This window comes from Burkholderia sp. ABCPW 14, from assembly GCF_001523835.1.
Classification (GTDB): Bacteria; Pseudomonadota; Gammaproteobacteria; order Burkholderiales; family Burkholderiaceae; genus Burkholderia; species Burkholderia mayonis.
On sequence record NZ_LOVS01000072.1, the window covers coordinates 78,248 to 103,821 of the forward strand.

Sequence of the window (25,574 nt, forward strand, 5' to 3'; positions counted from 1 at the left end):
GTGCCGGATCGGCACCTCCCAGCCGCAGCGCGCCCGCGAGGCGGTTCGTGCTCGCATGCGCGCTGCTGGCGGGCGCGGGCTTCGCGGCGACGGCAAGCGTCGCCGCCTCGGCCGGCACGCACGTCGTCGTCATCGAGGGCATGCGCTTCATTCCGCAGACGTTGACCGTGCATCGCGGAGATCACGTCGAATGGGTGAACCAGGACCTCGTTCCACATACCGCGAGCGCGACGTCGGACGCGTTCGATTCGGGCAGCATCGCGCCGGGCGCGCGATGGCGCTATGTCGCCGGCAGGCGCGGCGATTATCCGTATCAGTGCCAGCTTCATCCGACGATGCGGGCCACGCTGATCGTCCGGTGAGGCGGCTCGACAACATGAGGCGTTCACGATGACGAAACCCGCCACGGCGCTCGCGCCATACGATGCGGACGACGAACGATCGGTCGCCCGCCGCCTCGCCGCGGGCGACCGGTCCGCATTCGAGCCTCTGATGCGTCGCTACAACCGGCGTCTTTTTCGCGTCGCGCGCGCGACGCTGCGCTCCAGCGCGGATGCGGAAGATGCGCTGCAGGAAGCTTATTTGTCGGCGTATCGCTCGATCGGCCAGTTTCGCGGCGACGCCACGCTCCTCACGTGGCTCTCGCGGCTCGTGCTCAACGAATGCTTCGCGCGTCTGCGCCGGCAGGCGCGCCGCCAACGCGTCGTCCCGATAGTCGATATGAATACCGAATCCGAAATCGATGCGATGAGCACGCACGATCCCGATCCGTCGTATCAGGCCGCGGCGCGCGCCGAGTTGCGCGGCTTGCTCGAACAGAAGCTCGATCAGTTGCCGTACGCGTTTCGGATCGTGTTCGTGCTGCGTTCGGTCGAGGAGCTGAGCGTCGACGAAACCGCGAGCTGCCTCGGCATTCCCGAGGCGACGGTGCGCAGCCGTCATTTCCGCGCGAAGCGCCTGCTGCGCGAAGCGCTCGCCCGCGAAGTCGATCTGGCCGAGCGCGACGTGTTTGAATTCGGCGGCGGCGATTGCGATCGTCTCGTCGCGGCGGTCATGCGACGGCTGACGAGCGAATCAGGACGATAGCCTCGGCTACCGGCTGAGGCGACGCGGCGCCGGCGAATTCGCGCGAGGCGACGACGATCGCACGCACGCCGTGCGATCGTGGATACGGGCGCGCGTCACCCGCGTACCGCATGTCGATCGACGAACGCGATGCGCGCGGCCGCTCACACCTTCGCGACGAGCGCCGCGATCTCGTCTTGCCCGAATCCCGCTTCAAGCAAGATGTCAGCGCTGTGCGCGCCGCGCCGCGGCACCGCGCCGGGCTGCGCGTTCGGCGAACCGGAAAACCGCGGCGCAGGCGCCGCCTGCAGCACGCCGTCGCGCTCCGCGTAGACGCCGCGCGCCGCGAGATGCGGATGCGACTTCGCTTCGACCGGGCTCAGCACCTGCGCGAAACACACGTCGGTGCCTTCCATCAGCGCGATCCAATGCGCGCGCGGCCGGCTCGCGAACACCGCCGCGAGCCGCTCGCGCAGCCGCGGCCAGCAACTCGCGTCGTATTGATTCCGGAACTCGTCGTCGCCGGTCAGATCGAGCTTGTCGAGAAGCAGCGCGTAGAACTGCGGCTCGAGCGCGCCGACGCTGACATACCCGCCGCACGCGCAGCGATAGCTGCCGTACCAGTGCGGACCGTCGAGCAAGCCCTTGCCGCGCTCCATCGGCTGAAAACCCGCCGCATGGATCGACAGCAGCAGGTTCATCAGATTCGCGCTGCCGTCTACGATCGCCGCGTCGACGACCTGCCCCGTCCCGCGCGAGCGCGCCTCCAGGATGCCCGCGAGCACGCCCATCGCGAGATACAGCGCACCGCCGCCGAGATCGCCGATGAGCGTCGGCGGCGCGAGCGGCGCGTCGCCCGGCTGCCCCGCGTACCACAACGCGCCGGACAGGCCGATGTAGTTGATGTCGTGTCCCGCCGCATCGGCGAGCGGCCCGTCCTGGCCCCAGCCCGTCATCCGTCCGTACACGAGCTTCGGATTGCGCGCGAAGCATGCGCCGGGCCCGAGGCCGAGCCGCTCCATCACGCCCGGGCGCATGCCTTCGATCAGCGCGTCGGCAGTCTCGGCGAGCCGCAGCACCGCATCGACCGCCGCGGGCTGCTTGAGATCGAGCGCGAGCGAGCGCTTGCCGCGATTGAAGATCGCGCGACGGCCGAGGTCGAGCGGATCGCCGTCGCGGCCGGCCGTGCGCTCGACGAGGATCACGTCGGCGCCCATGTCGGCGAGCAGCATGCCGCAGAACGGCGCCGGGCCCAGTCCGGCGATTTCGACGATTCGGATTCCGTGCAAAGGGCCCATGCCCGCTCCCGTGAGGTTCGATATTGTCGGTGCGATACGGCGTCGCATCGCGATGCGTCGGTCGCGCCGACCGTGGTTCGGCGACGCGACGCAACCTCACGCGTCACGCGTCACACGTCACGCGGTATGCGGTATGCGGTATGCGGTATGCGGTACGCGACGCGATTCCGCTCGCCGTATGACGCCCGGCGCACCACGCGCACCGAAACGTCCGGCTCAGTAGAAGGTCCGCCGCTCGGCGGCCATCTTGCGCAGCAACTCCGGCGCGGCGAAGCGCGCACCGTGCTGCGCCGCGAGACGATCGCACGTCGCGACGAACGCGTCCACCCCAACGCCGTGAATGTGCGAAATCGGCCCGCCGCGGAACGCCGGGAAGCCCCAGCCGAGGATCGCGCCGACGTCCGCGTCGCGGGCCGTCGTGAGCACGCGCTCCTCGAGACAGCGCGCGGTCTCGACCGCCTGCACCGTCACCAGCCGGTCGATCAGCGTCGTCACGTCCGGCTGCTCGGCCGCGACCGGGAACGCGTCCGCGAGCCCCGGCCACAGCGCCTTCTTGCCGCCGTTCGCAGGATAGTCGTAATAGCCTTGCCCCGCTTTCCGGCCGAGCCGCCCGAGCTCGACCATCCGCGCGGCCGCTTCCTCGCCGGGCCGCACGACGTACGCGTCGCCGAGATCGGCGCGCGTCTGCTTCGTAATCTTGTGGATCAGCTCGCTCGACACTTCGTCGGTCAGCGCGAGCGGCCCGACCGGCATCCCGGCGAGCAGCCCGGCGCTCTCGATCAGCGCGGGCGCGACGCCCTCGGCGAGCATCGCGAGGCCTTCGAGCACGTACGTCGAGAACACGCGGCTCGTGTAGAAGCCGCGCGAGTCGTTGACGACGATCGGCGTCATGCCGACCGTCTTCACATAGTCGAGCGCGCGCGCGAGCGTCGCATCGCTCGTGTCGCGGCCGACGATCACTTCGACGAGCGGCATCTTGTCGACGGGCGAGAAGAAATGCAGGCCGATGAAGTTCGCCGGCCGCGCGCTCGCTTCCGCCAAGCCCGTGATCGGCAGCGTCGACGTGTTCGACGCGAAGAGCGCGTCCGGCGCGAGCACCGCTTCGCTCCTGCGCGTGACGTCGGCCTTGATCGCGCGATCCTCGAACACCGCTTCGATCACGAGCTCCGCGCCGTCGAGGCGCGCGAAGTCGGTCGTCGCCGTGATCTTCGCGAGGAGCGCGTCGGCCTTATCCTGCGCGAGCCGGCCGCGCTGGACCTGCTTGTCGACGAGCTTGCGCGAATAGTCCTTGCCGCGCGCGGCCGCTTCGTCGCTCGTATCGATCAGCACGACGTCGAGCCCCGCCTTCGCGCTCACGTACGCGATGCCCGCGCCCATCATCCCCGCGCCAAGCACGCCGATCTTCCGGTAGCGCTGCGTCGGCACGCCGGCCGGCCGCGCGGCGAGCTTGTTCGCCTCGTTCATCCCGAAGAACAGCGTGCGGATCATCGCCTTCGCTTCCGGCGACAGCACCGCCTTCACGAAGTAGCGCGCTTCCGTCTTCAGGCCCGTGTCGAGGTCCGTCAGCAGGCCTTCGTACACGCACGACAGGATGCTCGCGACGGCCGGATAGTTGCCGTACGTCTTCTGCCGCGCGAGCGCGTTCGCCGCCATGAACACCTGCTGGACGGCCGGGTGCGTCACCGCGCCGCCCGGAATCTTGAAGCCCTTCGCGTCCCACGGCTGCGTCGCGGTGCGGCGGCTCGCGTCGAGCAGCCACGCGCGCGCGACGGCGATCTCCTCGCCCGCCGGCACGACCGCGTGCACGATGCCCGCCTTCAGCGCGTCGGCCGCCTTCAGCCGCTTGCCTTCGAGCAAGAGCGGCAGCGACGCCTGAATGCCGATCAGCCGCGGCAGGCGCTGCGTGCCGCCGCCGCCCGGCAGCAGGCCGAGCGTCACTTCGGGCAGCCCGAAACGCGCCTTCGGGTTGTCGGCCGCGACGCGATAATGGCCCGCGAGCGCGATCTCCAATCCGCCGCCGAGCGCCGAGCCCGGCATCGCGATCGCAACCGGCTTGCCGCCCGTTTCGAGCGCGCGCAGCGCGCGGTGCAATTCGCACGTGCGGTCGAAGAGCGTCGCGGCGTCGCTGCTCGCCTGCAGCCATTCGAGGTCGCCGCCCGCGATGAAGTCGGGCTTCGCCGACGTGACGAGAATCCCCTTCACCGCCACATCCTGAAGCGCGCGCGCCGCCGCCGCGAAAAACGCCTCGCAGCTTGCGCCGTTCAGCACGTTCTGGCTGCGGTCCGGCAGGTTCCAGGTGAGGGTCGCGATGCCGTCGTCATCGAGCGTGTAATCGATCATGGTGGTCCCCCGTCAAATCCGTTCGATGATGGTCGCCGTGCCCATGCCGGCGCCGACGCACAGCGTCGCGAGGCCCGTCCCCGCGCCGCGCCGCTCGAGCTCGTCGAGCAGCGTGCCGAGAATCATCGCGCCCGTCGCGCCGAGCGGATGGCCCAACGCGATCGCGCCGCCGTTCACGTTGATCCGGTCGTGCGAAATCGACATCACGTCGATGAAGCGCAGCACGACCGACGCGAACGCTTCGTTCAGCTCGTAGAGATCGATGTCGGCCGCGCGCATGCCGGCGCGCTTCAGCGCCTTCTCGGCCGCGTAGCTCGGCCCCGTCAGCATGATCGAAGGCTCCGAGCCGATGCTCGCGAACGAGCGAATCCGCGCGCGCGGCGTGAGGCCCGCACGCTTGCCCGCTTCCAGCGTGCCGATCAGCACGGCCGCCGCGCCGTCGACGATCCCCGAACTGTTGCCCGCGTGATGCACGTGCTCGATCCGTTCGAGCTCCGGATAGCGCTGGCGGATCACCGCGTCGAAGCCATACAGCTCGCCCAGCTCGGCGAACGACGGCTTGAGCGTCGCGAGCGTGTCGAGCGTCGTCTGCGGGCGGATCGTTTCGTCGCGATCGAGGATCGTGAGGCCGTTCGCGTCACGCACCGGCACGATCGAGCGCGCGAACCGGCCGGCCTGCGTCGCCGCGTGTGCGCGCCGGTGGCTCTCGACCGCGTACGCGTCGACATCGGTGCGGCTGTAGCCCCACTTCGTCGCGATCGTATCGGCCGACACGCCCTGCGGCACGAAGTAGCTCGGAATCGCGATCGCCGGATCGACCGGCCATGCGCCGCCGCTCGAGCCCATCGGCACGCGCGACATGCTTTCGACGCCGCCGCCGATCGCCATGTCCGACTGGCCGGACATCACCTGCGCGGCGGCCATGTTGCACGCTTCGAGGCCCGACGCGCAGAAGCGGTTGATCTGCACGCCCGCGGCCGTCTCCGCGTAGCCGGCCGCGAGCACCGCGACGCGGCCGATGCACGCGCCCTGCTCGCCGACGGGCTCGACGCAGCCGAGCACGACATCGTCGACGAGACGCGTGTCAAGGTCGTTGCGGTCGCGGATCGCGCGCAGCGCGGTTTCGGCAAGCCGCAGCGGCGTGACGCCGTGCAGGCTGCCGTCCTTCTTGCCTTTGCCGCGCGGCGTGCGCACGGCGTCGAAGATGTAGGCTTCCATGGATCGTTCCTTGGGTCGATGGGGACAGCCGGCTGGGACGGCGGTCGAGTCGGCCGGGTCGCACTGCCGGCCGGGGCGTTCTTGTCGGGTCTTGCTGGTCGGTGCTTGCTCGTCGGGTCCTGCTCGTCGGCGCCTTTCCGTCGGGACGTTCAGCCGGTCGGCCGACCAGCGGCCTCGTCGACGAACCCGTCGGCAGCCCCGTCGGCGAACCAGCCACGGACCGATCGGCGGGCCGATTCGCGCGCCGCGCGAACGGCCGACTGAACGGGAACGGCAGTCCGCCGCAGCGCCGAACCGGCATCGACCGCGCAGCCGATACGCTCGCGTCGAGCAGCATGACGAAGCGCGGATCGCCGATCGAGCCGTGACGCGCGGCTGCACCGGCCCGTGAGCCCGCGCATCACGGCCGCGCCGTCACAGCGTGCGCGCGATCAGCTCCTTCATGATTTCGTTCGTGCCGCCGTAGATCTGCTGCACGCGGGAATCGGCCCACGCGCGCGCGATCCGGTACTCCCACATGTAGCCATAGCCGCCGTGCAGTTGCACGCAGCGGTCGATCACCTTGAACTGCAACTCGGTCGTCCAGTACTTCGCCATCGACGCGGTGGCCGCGTCGAGCTTGCCCGCGAGCTGCAGCTCGATGCACTTGTCGACGAACACGCGGCCGACCTGAATCTCGCTCTTCAGCTCGGCGAGCGCATGACGGCTCGTCTGGAAGTCGATCACCGCGCGGCCGAACGCGCGGCGGTCGCGCGTGTAGTCGAGCGTCCACGCGAGCGCCGCCTCGGCCGACGCAATCGCGCTGATCGCGATCTGCAGCCGCTCCCACGGCAGCTCCTGCATCAGATAGACGAAGCCGCGGTTCTCTTCGCCGAGCAGGTTCCCGGCGGGCACGCGCACGCCGTCGAAGAACAGCTCGGACGTATCCTGCGCCTTCATGCCGACCTTCTTCAGCCGCTTGCCCTTGCTGAAGCCCGCCATCTCCGTATCGACGACGAACAGGCTCGTGCCCTTCGAGCCGCCTTCGGGCGTCGTGCGCGCGACGACGATCACGACATCCGCGTGCCAGCCGTTCGTGATGAAGATCTTCGAGCCGTTGAGCACGTAGTGGTCGCCGTCGCGCACGGCGGTGGTCCGCACGCCTTGCAGGTCGGAGCCCGCGCCCGGCTCGGTCATCGCGATCGCGCCGATCATCTCGGCGCTCGCGAGCTTCGGCAGGTAGCGCTCCTTGAGCGCGTCGCTGCCGTAATGGAGGATGTACGGCGCGACGATCTCCGAATGCAGCCCGAAGCCGAGCCCCGACGCGCCCGCGCGCGCGATTTCCTCGAACAGCACGACGCTGTAGCGGATGTCGGCGCCCGCGCCGCCGTACGCCTCGGGCATGCTCGCGCAGTGGTAGCCGGCCTCGCCGGCCTTGCGCCACACGTCGCGGTCCACGTAGCCCTGGTCTTCCCAGCGCTCGTGGTGCGGCATCACTTCGGACTCGATGAAACGGCGGACGGACTCGCGGAACTGCTCGTGCTCTTCGTCGAAGATGGTGCGGGGAATCATGGCGTCTCCAGTGAGTGATCGCATGGCGGCCGGCGTCGGCGACCTGCTGTTTGCGGTATTTGAGCAAGTCCGGGACAATCTGCGTTGATCCGAAACGCCATTTTCTTGATATGAAAAAGCAGCCACGCGGCGCCGGCCGGCCGGGAGTCGCGATCCTTCTGCCGCCGCGGCTCCTGGGCGGCTACGTGTTCCTCACGCAGGAAATGCTGCTGCTCGCCGGCACGATGAAGGCGCGCAGCCGCGACGTCGTGAACAGCCGGCTGTTCGACATCGCGATCCTGTCGCACGACGGCCGGCCGGTGCAGACGATCGGCGGAATCGACGTGCCGGCGACGGCCGCGCTTCGTGACGCCGATGCGCACGAAGTCGTGATCGTCCCCGCGCAGTTCATGCCCGACGAGCAGATCGACGCGGTCGAGCGCGTCTTCATCGACTGGCTGCGCCGGCGCTACGCGGCGGGCGCGCTCGTCGTCGGGCTCAACGCCGCGCCGCTCCTCGCGAAGGCCGGGCTCCTCGACGGCCGCGGCGCGACCGGGCTGCCGAGCGAGCGCACGCTGTTCGCGCGGCATTTTCCGGCGGTGCGCTACACGCCGTCGAAGCCGCTCGTCGTCGACGGGCGGCTCATCACGGTGAGCGGGATCAATCCGGCCGTCGACGCGTGCGCATACGTAATCGACTACTGCTTCGGCGCGGGTGTGTCGCAGCAGTTGCTCAAGGTCGCGCTCACGCAGGCGCTGCCGTCGTACGAGCACATGGCCGTGTGGGCCGCGCAGTACAAGCGGCACGGCGACGGGCCGGTGCTCGCGATCCAGGACATCGTCGAGCGCGCGCTCGCGCATCCGCCGACACTCGCCGAGCTCGCCGCACGCGCGGCGATGAGCGAGCGCACGCTATCGCGCCGCTTCGCCGCCGCCACGGGGCTCACGTTGCGGCGCTACGTCGCCGTGCTGCGCGTCGAGCTCGCCGCGTTCCTGCTGCGCACGAGCCAGATGACGCTCGATCACATCGCCGACGAATGCGGCTTCGCGAGCACGAGCGCGTTGAGCCATGCGTTTCTCGCGGGGCAAGGATGCAGCCCGATTCAGTATCGGAATCGGCATCGGCCGGATGCGCGGCGGGACGCGGCGGACGGAGACGCTGCGGGCAGTGCGGGGACGGTCTCGGGCGGCGGGGCGGATTCCGTTTGACGCCGGTGGGCGGTGGGCGGTGGGCAGTGGGCGGTGGGCAGTGGGCAGTGGGCAGTGGGCAGTGGGCAGTGGGCAGTGGGCGTTGAGGGGCGGGTGGCGGGTGGCGAGTGGCGCCGAATCGCGTGTCGCCTTGCCGCGGCAACGCATGACGAGCATCGACGCGCTCGCCCGCCGCTCAGGGCCTTCTCCCGGATCAGCTTCGCCTCTCGGCCGGGAACGCCGCCGCCGACCATGGCGCGCTTGGGTTTACGGCCAATTCAGGGCCTTTCCTCGACCGCGCCGCCGCCGCCGACGCGCGCCGGCCGACGCCGTTCTCACCGTTTCCGCCGATCACCTCACCGTTCGCGGCAGCCGTGCGGCGCGCAAACCCTTCGTCGCCACGCCCCTCCCGCACCGCACCATGAGCGCTCTGCCCCGCCCCATAAGGCTGGCACCGTTCCACCCGCTGTTTCCGGAACACTCGCGGCCATCGGCCCGACCGCCTTCATCGCCCGCCATCCATCGCTCGACCGGGTTGAAATATTACAAAAAAGGCAATATAAATAAATCCCATGTAATCACCTTTCGTTTTCAGCCGTGAGACGCTCCCCATGACGCAACCTGCCGCGAAACATCTGATCCTCGATTTGCTGGTCGCGAAGGACGGCGAGCCGCTTCAGGTGCGCGAAGCGATCATCGCGTGCCGGCTGTTCGGCCTCACCGAAAACAGCGTGCGCGTTGCGCTCGCGCGGCTCGCGGCCGAGTCGCTCGTCGAGGGCGCGGAGCGCGGCAGCTACCGGCTCGGGCCGTCGGCCGTCGAGCTGTCCGAGGAGTTGACCGCGTGGCGCACCGTCGAGACGCGGCTGCGCCGCTGGAGTGGCGCGTATCTGATGGTGTCGTGCATCTCGCTCGGCCGCGTCGACCGCACCGCCCTCGCGCGCCGCGAGCGCGCGCTCGAGATGCTCGGCTTCCGCGAATGGGACAAGAGCCTGTACGTGCGCCCGGACAACGTCGAAGGCAACGTCGATACCGTGCGCCGGCGGCTGACGAAGCTCGGCGTCGAGCCGGCGGCGGCCGTGTTCGTCGCGATGGGCTTCGACGCCGCGCAGGAAGCGCGCATCCGCGCGCTGTGGGACGGCGAAGCGCTGTCGAACGCGTACCGCACGCTCGGCGCGCAGCTCGAAGATTGGCTCGCGCGCGCACCGGAGCTCGATCTCGACGTCGCCGCGCGCGAGGCGTTCCTGCTCGGCGGCAAGGCGATCCGGCAAGTCGTGTTCGATCCGCTGCTGCCGGAGCCGTTCGTCGATGCGGCCGCGCGCGCCGCATTCATCGAATGCGCGCGACGCTACGTCGGCGTGGGCCACCGGATCTGGCGCGCGTTGTTCGACAGCGAGCGCCCGGCCGCGGCGGCCGCGCCGAGCGCCGCCGCCGTCAGTCGATTGCACTAGCGGGACACGCTGGAGGAGACATCGACATGACAGAGAGAATCCGCATCCGCGATCTCTTCACTCGCGACGAGATCCGCTCACTGACCGCGCGCTCGAACTGGCGCGGCGCATGGGCGGTCGGCTCGACATGGGCGGTGATCGGGCTCGCGTTCGCGGGCCTTGCGTATGCGCGTGCGCATTTCCCGCTTTGGGCCTTCGCGCTCGCGCTTGTGGCCGGCATGACGATACTGGCCGGACGCCAGCTCTGTCTCGGCATCCTCCAGCACGACGCCGCGCACGGCACGCTGTTCCGCACGCGCTGGGCGAACGACGTGCTCGTCGACTGGCTGTGCGCGCGCCCGGTGTGGAACGAGCTGCACAAGTACCGCCCGTACCACCTGATGCACCACGCGACGACGTCGTCGAGCGCTGATCCCGACCTGTCGCTCGTCGCCGGTCTGCCGACGACGCGCGCGTCGCTCGCACGCAAGTGCCTGCGCGACATCTCCGGCGCGACGGGCGTCAAGTTCGTGATCGGCCGCGTGCTGATGGACGCGGGCGTGCTGAAGTGGTCGGTGACGAACGACATCGAACGCCTGCCGCAGACGGGCCGGCGCTGGTGGGATTATCCGCTCGCATTCTTCCGCACCGCGGCCGGCATGCTGATCACGAACGGCATCCTGCTCGGCGTGCTGTGGGCGAGCGGCCATCCGTGGCTGTACGGCGTGTGGGTATTGTCGTACGTCACGCCGTTTCCGCTTTTCATCCGCATCCGCTCGATGGCCGAGCACGCATGCCTCGAAGCGAGCGACTATCCGCTGCGCAACACGCGCACGACGCACGCCGGCTGGCTCGCGCGCGCCACCGTCGCGCCGATTCGCGTGAACTACCACGTCGAACATCACTTGATGGCGTCGGTGCCGTACTTCCGCCTGCCGCGGATGCACCGGATGCTGCGCGAGCGCAGCTGCGTCGCGCGGCCGCCGTCTTACTGGCAGGTGCTGAAGACCGTCAGCGGGAAGGCGCCGGCGGTTTGAGCGCGGCTGCGGGCCATCGGCATCGGCATCGAGCCGATCGCCGATCGCCGATCGCCGCCGCTCGGAATGCGCATCCGCCGCGCGAACTTCGCGCCTGTGCCGCACTTTGCCCCGATTCGATTTGCGCGCATTTGGGCAGCATAAAAATCCCATTATTTGAATTTCAAACGCCCCCGATTTCCCGATTCGACGCCGATCGAGCCCGTCTTATTTACCAGGATAGCCGCTTGCGGTCCGAATAATGCGGCGATTCCGCGACGCGCAATGCCGCTCCCATCAACTGTTTCGCCGTTGTCCAATATGTCGTCCGGAATCAACGTATTGCAATTGTTGACAGTCATACATTAAAGATCGACATATCGTACGCACGTCAGAAAAACAATGCGTCACAATGAATAACAAAATCCATCAGCGCTTCAAATGACGATTTCGATGCCCGGCACATCGATGCCGATGCGTACGTCCGCGCGCCGTCGAGCTATCCGATGGTGCGCGCGACGATCGAACTGCCGCGCAACCGGCGCGTATCGCGATGATACGAAACCAGCCGTCGAACCCTCGAACGGTTCGACGGCTGATCTATTTGTGCGGCACAGACACCCGCTCACATCCAGTGGATAATTTGAGGATAATCCACAGAATGCACTGTGCATCCCAAAGTTATTCCTCACAGCCCGCGACAGTTCATTTTCTATGCAAAGGGTTGCCCGTTCGATACGCCCTTGATGCGAAAGGCATCTTGGTGCTTATCCACAGAAAACCACAGCCTTTATTGACTATTACTACGTTTGTATACAAGCAAAATACCAAAACACGGACCGTAGCTTGCACGTGTCGTCGCACTGAAGAAGACGCCCAGCCGCGGAAGAACCGTGCGAAGTTCTGACCGCCACCCGAGACCCTCGAACGCTCCGCCGCCGCACAGCCGGCAAGCACGCAGGCATGCCGCACTTCTTCACAGCCGCCCGACGCCTCGAAGCACCGCTTCCCCCGCAAAACAAAAAGGCGTCCGAATCGAACGCCCTTCTCCACAGCCCGGGTCTTTCGACCTCACCCCACCGGCTCCCGCTCGAGCTTCGCCGACACCGCATCGATGCGTCGCCGCACATACCGCACAAGCGCGCGCCACGTGACCCGCGTCAGCCAGATGCACACGAGCAGCCCGACGATCCCGATCGGCAGCATCGCGAGCCCGTAGCCGAACGCGATGCCGCCGAGCGCGAAGCCTGTCGGCGCGGCGACGCTGACGTGCTGCTTGCCGTTGTCGACGGTAATCCGGCCGCCGACGATCGACACCGAGTTCTCGCCGTTCGTCACCGACAAATGCACGCCGCCGTGGCCGTCCGGCGTCATCTGCACGTTGCCGCCCGCGATGCCGGGAACGTTCAGCCCCGGCGCCGACGCGCCCGTGTTCGCAACCGTCATCTGATCGCCGCTCACGCTCTTCAGATCGAGTGCGATCACGTCGGCGCGCGCAATGCTGAGCGTGTCGTCCTTGCCCGTCGTGAGCAGCTCGCGCGCGCCGTCGCCCGTCGCGTCGACCGAGAGCTTGCCGTCCTGCTTGCGCGCATCGATCACGCCCTTGCGCGTGACGATCGACACGCGGCTGCCGTCGTGCAGGTCGAGCACGTAGCGCTCGCCGTCGACGCGCAGTTCCTTCGCGTCGTTCCGCGCGTCGGCAGCCGCGGCGCTCGCGTTTTTCGCATCCTTCGCGCTCTTGCCGCCTTGCGCCTGCTTACCTTCCGGTGCGCCCTTGCCAGCCGTCGCGCCCGCGACGTCGACCTGCCCTGTGCCCACGCCGAACGGCAGCACGCCCGGCACGGGCGTGCCGAACACGTAATGGCTGCCGAACGCGACGAGCGTGACGAGCCCCGCGACCGTCAGCGCGCCGAAGAACACATAGCCCGTCGTCAGCACAAGCATGTACAGCAGGAACGGCACGAGCAGGATCACGTGCAGCAACCCCAGCCCGGCGATCGAGCCGACGACGCGCATCAGATTGCCGAACGAGCGCCGCTCTTCCCATTGCCGGAAGTTCGCCTGCGCCTTCAGCTCACGCGCGAGCTTTGCCGGATCGCCGAGTGCGGCGATCACGTCTTCCTCCGCGCGCCCGGCGGCGAGCGCGTCGCCGATATATTCGCGGTAGTCGGCGACGATCTCGTCGACTTCGCGCTTCGGCAGGCTGTCGAGTTCCTGCCGCAACCGCTGGATGAATGCGTCCTGCTTCATTGCCGTTCCTCTCCGTCCGCTCGCGTGCCGTGCAGCGCCAGCACGCCGTTGACTTCATCGACGAAACTTCGCCACTCGTCCTCCATCTGCCGCAGGCTCGCGCGCCCGGCGTCGGTAATCGAGTAGTACTTGCGCGGCGGCCCCGACGTCGATTCGACGAGGTAAGTCGTGACCCACGCCTCGGCCTGCAGGCGTCGCATCAACGGGTAGATCGTGCCCTCGCTGATCTCCATCGTTTCGGCGAGCGTCGACACGAGTTCGTACGCGTAGCTGTCTCGCCGCGCCAGCACGGCGAGCACGCACATGTCGAGCGTGCCTTTCTTCAACTGGGTCTTCATTCCGTTCTGCCGGCGTAATGTGCGTTGCAAGGTACTGTGCTATGTTCTGCGGCGGCCCGTCGTATAGGCCGCTGCGAACATGGGCGGACTATAGCAGTCAGTATCGTCCAATGCAAGGTACTGTTTTATGCACGATGTATATCACAAAGCGCGATGTGACACCCAAGGCGGGTTCAACGCCGGAACTCCAGAAAAGTGCGTCGTTCCACATGGTGAACATCAATCAGCTTGTTGCTTGACGTGACGAGCAGCCAAGCGTTTGCTGCGTCTGTTTGGCCTCCGACCCGTCGCCTTATACACAAGTCTGCCATCCGCAACCCGTAGGCCGGAACAAACCGTCGTCGGACAATGAGATAAACCGGGGCTTGTGAACTTTCGGCACGCTGCGTTTACTCCCGCTTGTTGCGTGAATGGCTTGGCCCTGAAAGCATCGTGCTGGACGGAAACCAAATTTGCTGACCTCGCTCCTGGTGAAGCGCGCCTGAGCAAGCGAGCGAGGACATTGACGGAACGATTGGTGGCCAAGCCGACGGCTGGCGTGCCTCAGGCGTGTCGGGCCGGGGCAAGACGATGGTGGGCGTACCGCTTCTTCGATGACGGCGAGGCCGAGTAGGGTGCAATTCTGGAGCCGCACTGGCCGGCAAACCGCGGGTCTTTGGCCACTGTCTTACGCGATATAGCGCGTAATGTATTTGCATCCGATCCATGTGGCGACTCAATAGGGAAGCCCTTGGTACGGAAACGTCCAAATCTCGAGCCCCCAAAGGAACCTCCGCATAAATCGGAAATTTCTTAGTGAAGTTTGCGTAAAGCATTGATTTCAATGAGCCGCGACGCCGGGGAAGCGATTTATGCAGTGCATACCGAAATCACTGCACCCGAACATCGTCCACTTTGTTGAAGCAGGCATGTTGCGATTGATTTCTGGAGGGAACGCCCGTGCACATGATTAGACCCGGAATGGGTACCGAGAACAGCGCCAGTCTGATCTCGGCGCTTATCCGCATGACCCGCCCCGCAACGGTGGTCGAGATAGGTGCCGGCGACAGCACGATTTTCATCGCGAAGGCGCTCCAGCAGACGCGGCAGGATTGGCACCCGATACACCGAATCGGAGATATCCAAAATCTGTCAGTTGCTCACAATCGATTACGCCCGGCTGAGGCGATATCTTGTCGATCGAGGTGTGCTGCAACGCCAAGATAACGTATATCGACGAGTTCTATCGCAATAAGGCGGACGGCATTCAACTGATTGCTAGTTTTTTGAGTTACCCGAATCGGTTTGCGAGTCGCACTGGGACTGGCTTTCCGGCCATGCCTCATTGCGCCCCCTCAGGTGGCCCGATTACGCCGCCCCCGAATTGGCTCTATAACGACGCCCGCTGACACCAGCGCCTTCGCCAGTTCAATGCCGAGTGCGTCCTGCAGAATGCGCAGGCTCGAGCACCACGAGCAGGAAGCGCAGCAGCATTGGCCTACCGGACTTTGAGCCTCGATAGCTTCGCATTCAGGCCTGTCAAGGCAAAACAACAACAAAATCGACCTGGACGCCCTCGTAGAGGGGCTGGAATTGATGGAAATTTCTGGGGTTCCGGCGTAGAACCCCAAAAGGGACGGACCGCGCCTGCGATTTGTGCGCAAGGCCGCGCAACGCGCGCGTCGCCAGCGTCTTCCGCTCAGAACGCAGTTTGAATTGACCGACAGCGCACACGGCGCACACGTCGGCCGATTTAGCCGATAGTGGCAGCCTGTCCATCCATTCGACCAAGCGAGAAGCGACACATGTCGGCGGCAAACCACAACGGCTCGACGGAATTCGACTACATCGTGATCGGCGGCGGCTCGGCCGGCTGCGTCGTCACGCACCGGCTCGTCAAGGCCGGGCATCGTGTGCTGCTGCTCGAAGCCGGCCCGCCCGACAATTCGTTCTTCGTCCACACGCCCGCAACCTTCGTACGCGTGATCGGCACGAAGCGAACCTGGGTCTACGAGACGGAACCGCAAACGCACGCGGCCGGCCGCCGGATGCACGTGCCGCAGGGCCGCACGCTCGGCGGCGGCAGCTCGGTGAACGCGATGGTCTACATCCGCGGCACGTCCGCCGATTACGACGGCTGGCGCGACGCCGGCTGCGACGGCTGGGGCTGGGACGACGTGCTGCCGTTCTTTCGGCGCGCCGAGCACAACCAGCGGCTCGCGGGGCCGCTGCACGGCGTCGACGGGCCGCTTCACGTGAGCGACACGCGCTTTCGCCATCCGCTGAGCCAGGCGTTCATCAAGGGCGCGCAGGAATTCGGGCTGCCGTACAACGACGACTTCAACGGGGCGTCGCAGGCGGGCGTCGGTTTCTATCAGACGACGACGTTCGAGGGTCGCCGCGGCAGCACCGCCGCGACGTATCTCGCCGCGGTCAAGCGCGATCCGTTGCTGACGATCGAGACCGACGCGTTCGTCACGCGCATCGTGTTCGAGAACGGCGCCGCGGTCGGCGTGCGTTATCAGGTGCGCGACGGCGAAGAACGGCTCGTTCGCGCGCGCGCCGAGATCGTGCTCACCGCGGGCGCGCTCGCGAGCCCGAAGCTGCTGATGCTGTCGGGCGTCGGCCCGGCGGATCAACTGCTGCAGCATGGCATCCCGGTCGTGCACGACGCGCCCGACGTCGGGCTCAACTTCCAGGATCACCTCGAAGTGTCGCTGTACGGCCGCGCGCGCGAACCGATCAGCCTCGCCGGCCAGGATCGCGGGCTCAACGCGCTGCGTCACGGGCTCCAGTACACGCTGTTCCATACAGGGCTCCTCACGTCGAACGTCGTCGAAAGCGGCGGCTTCGTCGACACCGCGAACGGCGGCCGTCCCGACGTGCAGTTCCACGTGCTGCCCGTGCTCGTCGGCGACGTCGGCCGCGAGCCGCTCACCGGACACGGAATCTCGATCAATCCGTGCTTCCTGCGGCCGAAGTCGCGCGGCACGGTGCGATTGCGCAGCGCCGATCCGCACGCGCCGATCCTGTTCGACGGCAATTTCCTCAGTCATCCGGACGATTTCGCGACGCTCGTGCGCGGCCTCTCGCTCGCACGCGAGATCATGCGGATGCCGTCGATGTCGAAGGTGATCTCAGGCGAGATGCTGCCGACCGACGGCGGCCGCGTCAATCTCGACGCATACGTGCGCTCGCACGCGAAGACCGTGTATCACCCGTCGGGCACGTGCCGGATGGGCGGCGATCCCGCTTCGGTCGTCGATTCGCGGCTGCGCGTGCGCGGCGTCAGCGGACTGCGGATCTGCGATGCGTCGGTGATGCCGTCGCTCGTGTCCGGCAATACGAACGCGCCGACGATCATGATCGCCGAGCGCTGCGCGGACTTCATGCTGTCGCCGGCCGGCGCGTCGAATGCGCGCGCGACGGCAAGCGTGCGGCAAGCCGCGCCGCTGCATGCGGACGACACGCCCTGAACGTCGCGCGTTCGCATGCGTCACGTCATCGCGTCATCACGTATTCACGTATTCACGATCAATTCAAGGAGACCTCAGCAATGCATACGTTCAACGACAAGGTTGCGTTGATCACGGGCGGCGGCACCGGCATCGGCGCGGCCGTCGCGCGCAGGTTCGCCGAAGCGGGCGGCAAGGTCGTGCTGCTCGGCCGCCGCCGCGAGCCGCTCGAAGCGGTGGCAAAACCGCTCGGCGGCGCCGCGATCGCCGTCGCGGCCGACGCGGCCGACGCGCGCGACGTGCAGCGCGCGCTCGCCGAAGCACGCGCGGCGTTCGGACGCGTCGACGTGCTCGTCGCGAACGCGGGCGGCCACGGCGTCGGCAGCGCGCTCGACACCGACGACGCGTCGTGGGCGCAGTCGACGCGCGTGAATCTCGACACCGCGTTCGTCTGCGCACGCGAGTTGCTGCCCGAGCTGATCGAGCGGCGCGGCAACATCGTGATCCTGTCGTCGCTCGCCGGACATTTCGCAGGCCCGAACGTCGTCGGCTACGTGACGACGAAGCATGCGCTGATCGGACTCACGCGCTCGCTCGCTCGCGACTATGGCCGCGCCGGCGTGCGCGTGAACGCGGTGTGCCCCGGCTGGGTGCGCACCGCGATGGCCGACGAGCAGATGGATGCGCTGCGCGATGCGCACGGGCTCGCGACGCGCGAGGACGCCTATAAGCTCGTCACGCGCGACGTGCCGCTCGGGCGCCCGGCGGAGCCCGACGAAGTCGCCGACACGGTGCTGTATCTGGCCTCGCGGTATGCGTCGATGATCACGGGCACGTCGCTCCTGGTCGACGGCGGCGCATCGGCCGTCGATCTGCCGACGATCGAATTCGCGCGCTAAGCGCGCGGCCACTTGAAAAACACGTCTTTCCGAGGACCTCCCCGATGAACGACAAACCGCAGGACTGGAAAAACTACGAAGACTTCGCGGCCGGCATCGACACGAACCGGCTGCCCGCGACGCAAGCGCTCGTCGGCCGCACATTGACGTTCGAGCTGCCGAACGGCGTGCTCGCCGCGAATTTCGTCGACGGTCATACGCTCGCATGGCGCCGCGGCGACGCGAGCGACACCGACTGGTACGAAGCGATCGAAGTCGCGCCCGACACGTTCTTCGTCGACGTCACGTTCAAGAGCCGGCCGGCCGAAGCGCTGACGCTCGTGTTCGACACTGCGACGCGGCGCGCGCTCGGCATCTTGTCGCGCATCCGCAGCCGCGAGGAGGCGGGCGCCGCGCCGCGCGTCGCGCAGGATTTCCTGGTCGGCACGCTCGCGGGCGACGAATTCGACGCGGGGGCATCCGGCGCCGCGCCCGCCGAGACGCGCGACCTGATCGGCACGCGCACGCTGAACGTCTACAGCCCGAACCACACGTACGAGCACACGTATCTCAGCTCGACGCGCTACTGCTGGCAATGCCTCGTCGGCGAGCAGCGCGGCCATGGCGACGTCGATCTCGCGACGACCTACAAGTTCGCCGACGACCTCTACGTGTTCACCTTCCGCGAATTCCTGATTCCGGTCGCGTCGGTGTTCGTCTTCAACTTCGCGGCCGGCCGCTCGACGGGCAAGTTCCTCGGCGAAACGGGCGAAGGTGCGATCGCGAACCGGCCGGCCGGCTCGTTCATCCGCAAACTGTCGCAGACCGTCTATCCGGACGATGCGCAACCTGTCTGAGGAATACACGATGCGTACCCCTTACCAAATCGTCGCCGAACATTACGCGGCATCAGACCGGCACGACCCGGCCGCGATGATGGCCGACATCGCACCGACGATCGAATGGACCGAGATGGCGGGCTTCCCGTGCGCGGGCACGTACCGCAGCGCGGACGAGATCGTCCGCAACGTGTTCCAGCGCCTCGGCCAAGCGTGGGACGGCTACACGTTCAAGCTCGACGCGCTGCACGACGCGGGCGACACCGTAATCGGCGTCGGCCGCTACTCGGGCACCTACAAGCGGACCGGCAAGTCGTTCGAGTGCCGCGTCGCGCACGTATGGCGCGTCGAAGCGGGCAAGATCGTGCGCTTCGAGCAGTTCACCGACACGCTGCTCGTCGCGGAGGCCATGCAGCCGTGAGCGCGCGTTCGCCCCTTCAACCCATCGTTCCGTTTCGCACGAGACTGACATGAACCTGGCCGATCTCTCGACACAGCATCAACGCCAATCCGGCTTTCTCGCCCGCCGCGCGTTCGGCAACTGGATCGACGGACGCGCGGCCGAGCCGCGCTCGGGCCGCTATCTGCCCGTCGTCGATCCCGCGACCGAGATGACGATCGCCGAAGTCGCCGCGAGCGACGCGCGCGACGTCGACGCGGCGGTCGCCGCCGCGCGACGCGCATTCGATTCGGGCGACTGGCCGCGGATGCGCCCCGCGGCCCGCGAGAAGCTGCTTTATCAGTTCGCCGAACTGATCGAGCGTCATGCGGACGAACTCGCCGCGCTCGAAACGCTCGAAACCGGCAAGCTCGTCGGCATCGCGCGCGCGATCGACGTGCTGGGCGGCGCCGAATACGTCCGCTACATGGCCGGCTGGGCGACGAAGATCGAAGGCTCGACGCTCGACACGTCGATCGCCGTGCCCGCCGACACCGAGTATTTCGCATACACGCGCCGCGAGGCAGCGGGCGTCGTCGGCGCAATCGTGCCGTGGAATTTTCCGCTCGCGATCGCATTGTGGAAGGTCGCGACCGCGCTCGCGTGCGGCTGCACGGTCGTGCTGAAGCCGTCGGAGGAAACGCCGCTCACCGCGCTGCGTCTCGGCGAGCTCGCGCAGCAGGCGGGCCTGCCCGACGGCGTGCTGAACATCGTGACGGGCACCGGCGGCGAGGCGGGCGCCGCGCTCGTCGCGCATCCGGGTGTCGACAAGATCACGTTCACGGGCTCGGTCGGCGTCGGCAAGGCGATCGGCCGCGCGGCCGTTGACCGCATGGCGCGCTTCACGCTCGAACTCGGCGGCAAGTCGCCGCTGATCGTTTTCGACGACGCCGATCCCGACATCGCCGCGCGCGGCGCCGCGCAGGGCATCTTCTTCAATCAAGGGCAGGTCTGCACCGCGGGCTCGCGCGTGTACGTGCAGAAGCGCCACTTCGAGCGCGTCGTCGCCGGCATCGCGGCCGCCGCCGAATCGATGAAGATCGGCTCGGGCTTCGATCCGCGCACGCAGATCGGCCCGCTCGTGTCGAAGCGGCACTTCGAGCGCGTGCTCGGCCATATCGACGCCGCGAAGGAGGAGGGCGCGACACTCGTCACGGGCGGCGCACGCGCATTCGACGGCGGCTATTTCGTGAAGCCGACGGTGTTCGTCGATACGACGCCGTCGATGCGGATCGTGCGCGAAGAAGTGTTCGGCCCGGTCGTCACGGTCACGCCGTTCGACACCGTCGACGACGCGGTGCGGCTCGCCAACGACACCGACTTCGGGCTCGCGGCGAGCGTGTGGTCGCAGAACCTGTCGCTCGTGCATCGCGTCGTGCCGCGCCTGAAGGCGGGCATCGTCTGGGTCAACACGCACAACATGCTCGACAACAATTTGCCGTTCGGCGGCTTCAAGCAATCGGGCTACGGCCGCGAGCTCGGCCGCGCGGCGCTCGAGCAATTCACCGAGCTCAAGTCCGTCTGCATCGCGCACTGACGCGCGACGCACGGCGACCAAGCAGCATCGAAGCAGTACCGAAGCAACACCCGAGCAACACCGAAGCGTCAAGGCAGTACCCGAGGGCGCGGCCCACACGCGGAGCCGCGCCCCACGACAACACCAGGAGACACGATGAAGCCGCTTTCCCCCAACATGAAGCGCACGCTCGCCGGCGCATGCATTGGCGCCGCGGGACTCTTCGCGCAGCATGCCGCGTTCGCGCAGAGCTGCGGGCTCGCCAACGGCAAGCCCGCGACCGGCGCGCCGATTCCGATCGGCGCGATCGTCGGCAAGACCGGTCCCGACGACTTCAGCTCGTCGGCCCGCGCGGCCGCCGCGTATTTCAAATGCGTGAACGCGAACGGCGGCATCAACGGCCGGCCGGTCCAGTACCTCGTCGAAGACGATCAGTGGAATCCGGAGACGGCGTCGCAGGTCGCGTCGAAGCTCGTGCGCGACCGCAAGGTGCTCGCCCTTGCGGGCAACGCGAGCTTCGTCGAATGCGGCGCGAACGCGAAGTTCTACGAACAGGAAAACGTGATCGCGATCGCGGGCGTCGGCGTGCCGCGCGAATGCTATTTCGCGCGCAACTACGTGCCGCTCAACATGGGGCCGCGGCTGTCGATGACGGAAGCGGCGCTGTACGCGAAGCAGCAGTACAAGGCGACGCGGATGGTCTGCATCGCACCGAACATCCCGAGCCTCGGCGCGTGGTCGTGCGAAGGGCCGGCGCTGTGGGGCAAGCAGAACGGCGTGACCGTCGACACGATCGTGATGGACCCCGATTCCGCCGATCCGACGTCGGTCGTGCTGCAGGCCGCGTCGAAGAATCCGCAGGCGATCCTGCTCGGGCTGCCGAAGGGGCTGATGGTGCCGATCCTGTCGGCCGCCGAGCAGCAGAACCTCGGCCGGCGGATTCATTTCGTGTCGGCGGCGTCCGGCTACGACCTCGGCGTGCCGAAGGCGATCGGGCCGTACTGGAAAGGCAACTTCGACGTGAATCTCGAATTCCAGCCGCTCGACGCGTCGACGCCCGACAACCAGAACTGGCTCGCGGTGATGAACAAGTACGGCGACAAGAAGGACCCGCGCGACACGTTCTCGCAGGCGGGCTACCTCGCCGCGCGGCTCGTGGCCGACACGTTGCTGAAGCTCCCCGCGAGCCAGCTCGACCGCACGCACGTGACGGCCGCGCTGCGCCAGGTGAAGGACTTCCGCAGCGACATCCTGTGCGGCCCGTTCTACGTCGGCGCGGGCGACCGGCACAACGCGAACAACGCGGGCCGGATGGCGCAATCGACGGGCGCGGGCTGGAAAACGGTGTCGACGTGCCAGGCGGTGGACGATCCGCAACTCGCCGACATCCGCGCGGCCGAAAAGAAGATGCACTGACGCCATGAACGCGATCGACTTCGTTCCATATCTGATCTCCGGGCTCGGCGTCGGCGCGGTCTATGCGCTGTCGGGCGTCGGCCTCGTCGTGCTGTATCGCGCATCGGGCGTGCTGAACTTCGCGTTCGGCGCGACGGGCGCGCTGGGCGCATACGTCGCGGCCGCGTGTCTCGACGCCGACTATCCGCAGACGCTCGCATGGGCCGCGGCGATCGCCGCGTCGACCGCGGCGTCGCTCGTCTACGGCCTCGTGCTCGCGCCGCGTCTCGCCGCGCGCGATCGCGTCGTGCGCAGCGTCGCGACGCTCGGCTTCGCGCTGATCCTGCTCGGCTTCTGCGAGTGGTATTGGGGCGACACGCCGCGTCGCCTCGTGCTGCCGACCGACAGCGAGGCGCTCGACTTCGGCGACGTCCGCTTCACGTACACGCGAATCGTCGGCCTCGGCCTCGCGTTCGCGATGATGGCGGCGATCGGCGTCGTGCTCGCACGCACGCGGCTGGGGCTCCAGATGCGCGCGCTATCGAACAACCGGCACTTGAGCGGGCTGCTCGGCATTCGCGTGCTGCGCGTCGACGTCGCCGCGTGGGTGATCTCCGGCGTGTTCGCGGGCATCACGGGCCTGTTGCTCGCGAATCTCGTGCGCCTGCAGGCAGCGGTGCTCACGTTCCTCGTGATCCCGGCGTTCGCCGCGGCGATCGTCGGCCGCCTCGCGTCGCTGCCCGCGACGGTCGCGGCCGGCATCGCGATCGGCCTCGCCGAGGCGCTTGCGATCACCGTGCCCGGCTTCGCGCAGTACCGCAGCGCGACGCCGTTCCTGATCGCGCTCGTCGCGATGCTCTTCATCGGCTCCAGATCGATCGGCCACGCCGCGAACGAATCATGAAAACGCCACTCGCCTTTGCTGCGCCGTCGCGCGATGCGGCCGCGCGCGTTCGTCCGTTCGGCGCGCGCCTGCCGCTCGTCGCGACGCTCGGCACGCTCGCCGCGATCGCGCTCGTCGTGCCCGCCTTCGCCGACGCCTACTGGATCAAGACGCTGACGTCCGCGCTGACGGTCAGCATCGCCGCCGCGGGCGTCGCGCTGCTGTATCGGCAGCTCGGGCTCGTGTGTCTGTCGCAATACGCGCTGCTCGGCGTCGGCGGCTGGATCGCGCTGCGGCTCGCGCATCTCGGCGTGCCGTTCGAGCTGTGCATGATCGCGGGCGCGGTCGGCGGCAGCGCGATCGGGATGATCGCCGGGCTGCCCGCGCTGCGCCTGCGCGGCCTCTATCTCGCGCTCGTCACGCTGATGATGGCGGGCGGGTTTCAGGTCGTCGTGTCCGCGATCGGCTTTCCGGACGGCGGCGGCGGCTTCGCCGGCCATCTGTCGTTCGGCGCGCGGCAGATGATGGCGAGGCCGCTCCTCGGCCAGAGCGACGCCGCGTACTTCCGCTACGTCGCCGCATGGGCCGCGCTCGCGTTCGCGTTGATCGAGCTGCATCGCCGCTCGAAGGCGGGACGCTCGTGGGCGCTGATCCGGCGCGGCGAAACAACGGCGCTCGCGGCCGGCGTGAACGTCGTCCTCTATCAGACCTGGGCATTCGGGCTCGCGGGACTGCTCGCCGGGCTGTCCGGCGGCCTGCTCGCGGGCACCGTCGGCCAGCTCGACGGGCGCGCGTTCGCCGCATCGGAATCGGTGCTGCTGTTCGCGCTGTCGGTCGTCGGCGGCGTCTACCACTGGTTCGGCGCACTGATCACCGGGCTCCTGCTGCGCGCGGTGCCGGGGCTCCTGACCGACTTCGGCGTGAACGGCTATCTCGCGATGATCTTCTTCGGCGCCGCGCTCCTGCACGCGCTGATCACGGCGCCCGCCGGCATCGCCGGACAGCTTGCCGGACTCGCATCGCGCATCGCGCGTGCGTTCGGCGCGCGCGACGGAGGCACGCGATGATCGAGATCTCGAACCTGATCGTGCAGTTCGGCGGCACGCGCGTGCTCGATTCGCTCGACGCGACACTCGCCGCGCCCGTGTGCGGACTGATCGGCCCGAACGGCGCGGGCAAGACGACGCTGCTCAACGTGCTGAGCGGCTTTCTGCGGCCGCGCGCGGGCAGCGTCGCGCTCGACGGCCGCGCGCTGCTCGGGCTGTCCGTCACCGAGCGCGTGCGCGCAGGCGTGCGGCGTACGTTCCAGACCGAACAGATCGTCGAGGATCTGACCGTTTACGACAACGTGCTCGCGCTCGCCGAGCACGTGATGCCGGCGCTCGCGGCGCGCGACGACACCGTGCGCGCACTCGAACTCGTCGGCCTCGCCGACGTCGCGCCCGTGCCGGGGGCGGCGCTCAACCTGTATCAGCGGCGGATGCTCGAGCTCGGCAAGGCGCTCGTCGGCGAGCCGCGTCTGCTGCTGCTCGACGAGCCGGGCGCCGGCTTGAACGAATCGGAAGCGGATCGGCTGCGCGACGTGATCGTTCGCATTCCAGAACTCACCGGCGCGCAAGTGCTGCTGATCGATCACGACGTCGATCTGATCGACGCCGTGTGCGCCGAGACGCTCGTGCTCGACTTCGGCAAGCGGCTCGCGCTTGGGCCGACGCGCGCGGTGCTCGACGATCCGCTCGTGCGCAGCGCGTATCTCGGCAAGGAGGCCGACGATCATGCAGCTTGAAGTGAAAGACCTCGTCGTCCATCGCGCGAACAAGCCCGTGCTGCACGGCGTGTCGCTCGCGGTCGCGCCCGGCCGGGTGACGGCGCTCGTCGGCGCGAACGGCGCCGGCAAGTCGACGCTCGTGATGAGCATTGCCGGCGTGCAGCCCGCCACGTCGGGCGACGTGCTGCTCGACGGCGCGCCGCTCGGCGCGCTGCGGCCGGAAGCGGTGCGTCGTCGCGGGATCGCGGTCGTGCCGGAAGGACATCGCGTGCTCGGCGATCTGTCGGTGCGCGACAACCTGCGCGCCGCGGGCGCGTTTCTGCCGACGCGACGGCTGAACGATGCGATCGAACGCATGCTCGCGATCTTCCCGGAGCTGAAGCCCAAGCTCGATGCGCGCAGCAACGATCTATCGGGCGGACAGAAGCAGATGGTGTGCGTGTCGCAAGCGCTGATCGGCGAGCCGCACACGCTGCTGATCGACGAGCTGTCGCTCGGCCTCGCGCCGACCGTGACGAAGCGTCTCGCGCAGACCGTCGCGCAGATCGCGAAGCAGGGCGTCGCGGTGCTGCTGATCGAGCAGTTCACGACGATCGCGCTCGCGCTCGCGACCGACGCATATGTGCTCGAACGCGGACGCGTCGCGTTCGCCGGCAGCGCGCAGACGCTGCGCGAGCGGCCGGAGATTCTGCACGGCAGCTATCTGGCGTCGAAGGGAAGCGGCGCGAGCGCGGCTTGATGCTTCCGAAGGAA

General features: G+C 67.8%; 25 protein-coding genes. 17 read left to right on the forward strand and 8 right to left on the reverse strand.

Annotation, left to right across the window (positions count from 1 at the left end; translation table 11 throughout):
- Positions 1-47: 47 nt before the first annotated feature.
- Complete coding sequence (locus WS62_RS11055) at positions 48-362, forward strand: cupredoxin domain-containing protein (RefSeq protein ID WP_066570875.1); 315 nt, start codon at positions 48-50, stop codon at positions 360-362.
- Between the two features lie 28 nt (positions 363-390).
- Positions 391-1,086 (forward strand): RNA polymerase sigma factor, encoded by a 696-nt coding sequence (locus WS62_RS11060; protein ID WP_066570876.1) that lies wholly within the window; start codon positions 391-393, stop codon positions 1,084-1,086.
- A gap of 143 nt (positions 1,087-1,229) precedes the next feature.
- Here the strand turns inward: WS62_RS11060 and WS62_RS11065 are convergent, their stop codons facing one another.
- The 4 genes from WS62_RS11065 to WS62_RS11085 all read right to left on the reverse strand — a co-directional run bounded on the left by WS62_RS11065 (position 1,230) and on the right by WS62_RS11085 (position 7,472).
- Positions 1,230-2,363 carry a CaiB/BaiF CoA transferase family protein gene (locus tag WS62_RS11065; RefSeq protein ID WP_066570877.1) on the reverse strand — a complete coding sequence of 378 codons (1,134 nt, stop codon included), beginning with the start codon at positions 2,361-2,363 and terminating at the stop codon, positions 1,230-1,232.
- A gap of 216 nt (positions 2,364-2,579) precedes the next feature.
- The gene (locus WS62_RS11070) at positions 2,580-4,703 is read right to left on the reverse strand and encodes a 3-hydroxyacyl-CoA dehydrogenase NAD-binding domain-containing protein (protein WP_066570878.1); all 2,124 of its coding nucleotides are present in this window, start codon (positions 4,701-4,703) and stop codon (positions 2,580-2,582) included.
- 12 nt (positions 4,704-4,715) lie between these two features.
- Positions 4,716-5,921 carry an acetyl-CoA C-acetyltransferase gene (locus tag WS62_RS11075; RefSeq protein ID WP_066570879.1) on the reverse strand — a complete coding sequence of 402 codons (1,206 nt, stop codon included), beginning with the start codon at positions 5,919-5,921 and terminating at the stop codon, positions 4,716-4,718.
- A 414-nt stretch (positions 5,922-6,335) separates the two neighbouring features.
- Positions 6,336-7,472: an acyl-CoA dehydrogenase family protein gene (locus WS62_RS11085; RefSeq protein ID WP_066570881.1), complete on the reverse strand. Its 1,137-nt coding sequence runs from the start codon at positions 7,470-7,472 to the stop codon at positions 6,336-6,338.
- 110 nt (positions 7,473-7,582) lie between these two features.
- Between WS62_RS11085 and WS62_RS11090 the strand changes: the two genes are divergently transcribed.
- The 3 genes from WS62_RS11090 (at position 7,583) to WS62_RS11100 (ending at position 11,102) form a co-directional block, all read left to right on the forward strand.
- The gene (locus WS62_RS11090; protein WP_066570882.1) at positions 7,583-8,659 is read left to right on the forward strand and encodes a GlxA family transcriptional regulator; all 1,077 of its coding nucleotides are present in this window, start codon (positions 7,583-7,585) and stop codon (positions 8,657-8,659) included.
- 590 nt (positions 8,660-9,249) lie between these two features.
- Complete coding sequence (locus WS62_RS11095) at positions 9,250-10,086, forward strand: PaaX family transcriptional regulator C-terminal domain-containing protein (protein ID WP_066570883.1); 837 nt, start codon at positions 9,250-9,252, stop codon at positions 10,084-10,086.
- Positions 10,087-10,112: 26 nt separating this feature from the next.
- Positions 10,113-11,102 (forward strand): fatty acid desaturase family protein, encoded by a 990-nt coding sequence (locus WS62_RS11100; protein WP_066570884.1) that lies wholly within the window; start codon positions 10,113-10,115, stop codon positions 11,100-11,102.
- A gap of 152 nt (positions 11,103-11,254) precedes the next feature.
- Here the strand turns inward: WS62_RS11100 and WS62_RS36260 are convergent, their stop codons facing one another.
- The 3 genes from WS62_RS36260 to WS62_RS11110 all read right to left on the reverse strand — a co-directional run bounded on the left by WS62_RS36260 (position 11,255) and on the right by WS62_RS11110 (position 13,669).
- On the reverse strand, positions 11,255-11,443 hold the full coding sequence (locus tag WS62_RS36260) for a hypothetical protein (RefSeq protein ID WP_156440952.1): 189 nt from the start codon (positions 11,441-11,443) through the stop codon (positions 11,255-11,257).
- A 709-nt stretch (positions 11,444-12,152) separates the two neighbouring features.
- A complete protein-coding gene (locus WS62_RS11105) occupies positions 12,153-13,331 on the reverse strand; it encodes a DUF1700 domain-containing protein (protein WP_066570885.1) in 1,179 nt (392 codons plus the stop codon).
- Positions 13,328-13,669, reverse strand: coding sequence for a PadR family transcriptional regulator (locus tag WS62_RS11110; RefSeq protein ID WP_004541887.1), 342 nt, complete (start codon positions 13,667-13,669; stop codon positions 13,328-13,330). Before WS62_RS11110 ends, WS62_RS11105 begins: the two co-directional genes overlap by 4 nt.
- Positions 13,670-14,075: 406 nt before the next feature.
- Between WS62_RS11110 and WS62_RS39025 the strand changes: the two genes are divergently transcribed.
- Positions 14,076-14,282, forward strand: coding sequence for an IS4/Tn5 family transposase DNA-binding protein (locus tag WS62_RS39025; protein ID WP_442855073.1), 207 nt, complete (start codon positions 14,076-14,078; stop codon positions 14,280-14,282).
- Between the two features lie 256 nt (positions 14,283-14,538).
- Here WS62_RS39025 and WS62_RS37380 read toward each other — a convergent pair whose 3' ends face one another.
- A complete protein-coding gene (locus WS62_RS37380) occupies positions 14,539-14,730 on the reverse strand; it encodes a hypothetical protein (protein WP_197422813.1) in 192 nt (63 codons plus the stop codon).
- Here WS62_RS37380 and WS62_RS33310 point away from each other — a divergent pair.
- The 11 genes from WS62_RS33310 (at position 14,706) to WS62_RS11160 (ending at position 25,560) form a co-directional block, all read left to right on the forward strand.
- Positions 14,706-14,903: a DUF2087 domain-containing protein gene (locus tag WS62_RS33310; protein ID WP_231748262.1), complete on the forward strand. Its 198-nt coding sequence runs from the start codon at positions 14,706-14,708 to the stop codon at positions 14,901-14,903. The two genes, WS62_RS37380 and WS62_RS33310, sit on opposite strands and share 25 nt — an antisense overlap.
- A gap of 550 nt (positions 14,904-15,453) precedes the next feature.
- Positions 15,454-17,124, forward strand: a complete 1,671-nt coding sequence (locus WS62_RS11115; protein ID WP_066570886.1) for a GMC family oxidoreductase — start codon at positions 15,454-15,456, stop codon at positions 17,122-17,124.
- Between the two features lie 80 nt (positions 17,125-17,204).
- Complete coding sequence (locus WS62_RS11120) at positions 17,205-18,002, forward strand: SDR family NAD(P)-dependent oxidoreductase (RefSeq protein ID WP_066570887.1); 798 nt, start codon at positions 17,205-17,207, stop codon at positions 18,000-18,002.
- A gap of 44 nt (positions 18,003-18,046) precedes the next feature.
- Positions 18,047-18,838 (forward strand): molybdenum cofactor biosynthesis F family protein, encoded by a 792-nt coding sequence (locus WS62_RS11125; RefSeq protein WP_066570888.1) that lies wholly within the window; start codon positions 18,047-18,049, stop codon positions 18,836-18,838.
- A 10-nt stretch (positions 18,839-18,848) separates the two neighbouring features.
- Positions 18,849-19,241: a nuclear transport factor 2 family protein gene (locus WS62_RS11130; protein WP_066570957.1), complete on the forward strand. Its 393-nt coding sequence runs from the start codon at positions 18,849-18,851 to the stop codon at positions 19,239-19,241.
- 49 nt (positions 19,242-19,290) lie between these two features.
- Entirely contained in the window at positions 19,291-20,796 is a 1,506-nt protein-coding gene (locus WS62_RS11135) for an aldehyde dehydrogenase family protein (protein ID WP_066570889.1), read from the forward strand.
- Between the two features lie 135 nt (positions 20,797-20,931).
- On the forward strand, positions 20,932-22,191 hold the full coding sequence (locus WS62_RS11140) for an ABC transporter substrate-binding protein (RefSeq protein WP_082720875.1): 1,260 nt from the start codon (positions 20,932-20,934) through the stop codon (positions 22,189-22,191).
- Between the two features lie 4 nt (positions 22,192-22,195).
- Positions 22,196-23,074, forward strand: coding sequence for a branched-chain amino acid ABC transporter permease (locus WS62_RS11145; RefSeq protein ID WP_066570891.1), 879 nt, complete (start codon positions 22,196-22,198; stop codon positions 23,072-23,074).
- A complete protein-coding gene (locus WS62_RS11150; RefSeq protein ID WP_066570892.1) occupies positions 23,071-24,120 on the forward strand; it encodes a branched-chain amino acid ABC transporter permease in 1,050 nt (349 codons plus the stop codon). The genes WS62_RS11145 and WS62_RS11150 overlap by 4 nt, the downstream gene beginning before the upstream one ends.
- On the forward strand, positions 24,117-24,839 hold the full coding sequence (locus tag WS62_RS11155; protein WP_066570893.1) for an ABC transporter ATP-binding protein: 723 nt from the start codon (positions 24,117-24,119) through the stop codon (positions 24,837-24,839). Before WS62_RS11150 ends, WS62_RS11155 begins: the two co-directional genes overlap by 4 nt.
- Complete coding sequence (locus WS62_RS11160; RefSeq protein WP_066570894.1) at positions 24,829-25,560, forward strand: ABC transporter ATP-binding protein; 732 nt, start codon at positions 24,829-24,831, stop codon at positions 25,558-25,560. The genes WS62_RS11155 and WS62_RS11160 overlap by 11 nt, the downstream gene beginning before the upstream one ends.
- Positions 25,561-25,574 lie beyond the last annotated feature (14 nt).

Bases quoted from the DNA above. Each gene is read 5' to 3' on its own strand.
- WS62_RS11135 (WP_066570889.1), top strand. From the start codon at position 19,291: ATGAACCTGGCCGATCTCTCGACACAGCATCAACGCCAATCCGGCTTT.
- WS62_RS11075 (WP_066570879.1), bottom strand. From the start codon at position 5,921: ATGGAAGCCTACATCTTCGACGCCGTGCGCACGCCGCGCGGCAAAGGC.
- WS62_RS11130 (WP_066570957.1), top strand. From the start codon at position 18,849: ATGCGTACCCCTTACCAAATCGTCGCCGAACATTACGCGGCATCAGAC.
- WS62_RS11095 (WP_066570883.1), top strand. From the start codon at position 9,250: ATGACGCAACCTGCCGCGAAACATCTGATCCTCGATTTGCTGGTCGCG.
- WS62_RS11125 (WP_066570888.1), top strand. From the start codon at position 18,047: ATGAACGACAAACCGCAGGACTGGAAAAACTACGAAGACTTCGCGGCC.
- WS62_RS11060 (WP_066570876.1), top strand. From the start codon at position 391: ATGACGAAACCCGCCACGGCGCTCGCGCCATACGATGCGGACGACGAA.
- WS62_RS37380 (WP_197422813.1), bottom strand. From the start codon at position 14,730: ATGAAAATCGTGCTGTCGCCGGCACCTATCTCGACCACCGTTGCGGGG.
- WS62_RS11090 (WP_066570882.1), top strand. From the start codon at position 7,583: ATGAAAAAGCAGCCACGCGGCGCCGGCCGGCCGGGAGTCGCGATCCTT.
- WS62_RS11145 (WP_066570891.1), top strand. From the start codon at position 22,196: ATGAACGCGATCGACTTCGTTCCATATCTGATCTCCGGGCTCGGCGTC.
- WS62_RS11150 (WP_066570892.1), top strand. From the start codon at position 23,071: ATGAAAACGCCACTCGCCTTTGCTGCGCCGTCGCGCGATGCGGCCGCG.
- WS62_RS11155 (WP_066570893.1), top strand. From the start codon at position 24,117: ATGATCGAGATCTCGAACCTGATCGTGCAGTTCGGCGGCACGCGCGTG.
- WS62_RS36260 (WP_156440952.1), bottom strand. From the start codon at position 11,443: ATGACTGTCAACAATTGCAATACGTTGATTCCGGACGACATATTGGAC.
- WS62_RS11100 (WP_066570884.1), top strand. From the start codon at position 10,113: ATGACAGAGAGAATCCGCATCCGCGATCTCTTCACTCGCGACGAGATC.
- WS62_RS11105 (WP_066570885.1), bottom strand. From the start codon at position 13,331: ATGAAGCAGGACGCATTCATCCAGCGGTTGCGGCAGGAACTCGACAGC.
- WS62_RS11115 (WP_066570886.1), top strand. From the start codon at position 15,454: ATGTCGGCGGCAAACCACAACGGCTCGACGGAATTCGACTACATCGTG.
- WS62_RS11140 (WP_082720875.1), top strand. From the start codon at position 20,932: ATGAAGCCGCTTTCCCCCAACATGAAGCGCACGCTCGCCGGCGCATGC.
- WS62_RS11160 (WP_066570894.1), top strand. From the start codon at position 24,829: ATGCAGCTTGAAGTGAAAGACCTCGTCGTCCATCGCGCGAACAAGCCC.
- WS62_RS11070 (WP_066570878.1), bottom strand. From the start codon at position 4,703: ATGATCGATTACACGCTCGATGACGACGGCATCGCGACCCTCACCTGG.
- WS62_RS11110 (WP_004541887.1), bottom strand. From the start codon at position 13,669: ATGAAGACCCAGTTGAAGAAAGGCACGCTCGACATGTGCGTGCTCGCC.
- WS62_RS11120 (WP_066570887.1), top strand. From the start codon at position 17,205: ATGCATACGTTCAACGACAAGGTTGCGTTGATCACGGGCGGCGGCACC.
- WS62_RS11085 (WP_066570881.1), bottom strand. From the start codon at position 7,472: ATGATTCCCCGCACCATCTTCGACGAAGAGCACGAGCAGTTCCGCGAG.
- WS62_RS11065 (WP_066570877.1), bottom strand. From the start codon at position 2,363: ATGGGCCCTTTGCACGGAATCCGAATCGTCGAAATCGCCGGACTGGGC.